This window comes from Citrobacter sp. Cpo071, assembly GCF_030332765.1.
Taxonomy (GTDB): Bacteria; Pseudomonadota; Gammaproteobacteria; order Enterobacterales; family Enterobacteriaceae; genus Citrobacter; species Citrobacter portucalensis.
Genome location: NZ_JAOWHE010000050.1, coordinates 1 through 220, shown reverse-complemented (window position 1 = coordinate 220; position 220 = coordinate 1). Strand labels below are relative to the sequence as shown.

Here is a 220-nt window from a genome sequence, read left to right as displayed (position 1 = left end):
TGTAGCGATACATTGAGCTAACCGATACTAATGAACCGTGAGGCTTAACCTTACAACGCCGAAGATGTTTTGGCGAAAGAGACAGACACAAGATTCAGCCTGATTACAGATTACATCGACATGCCCAGGAGGTGTGTTGGTAAACAGAATTTGCCTGGCGGCTGTAGCGCGGTGGTCCCACCTGACCCCATGCCGAACTCAGAAGTGAAACGCCGTAGCG

General features: G+C 50.5%; 1 rRNA gene. It reads left to right on the top strand.

Annotated elements, in window-relative coordinates:
* Positions 1-153: 153 nt before the first annotated feature.
* Positions 154-220, top strand: a 5S ribosomal RNA gene (rrf, locus tag OGY09_RS01085); the annotation flags it as partial.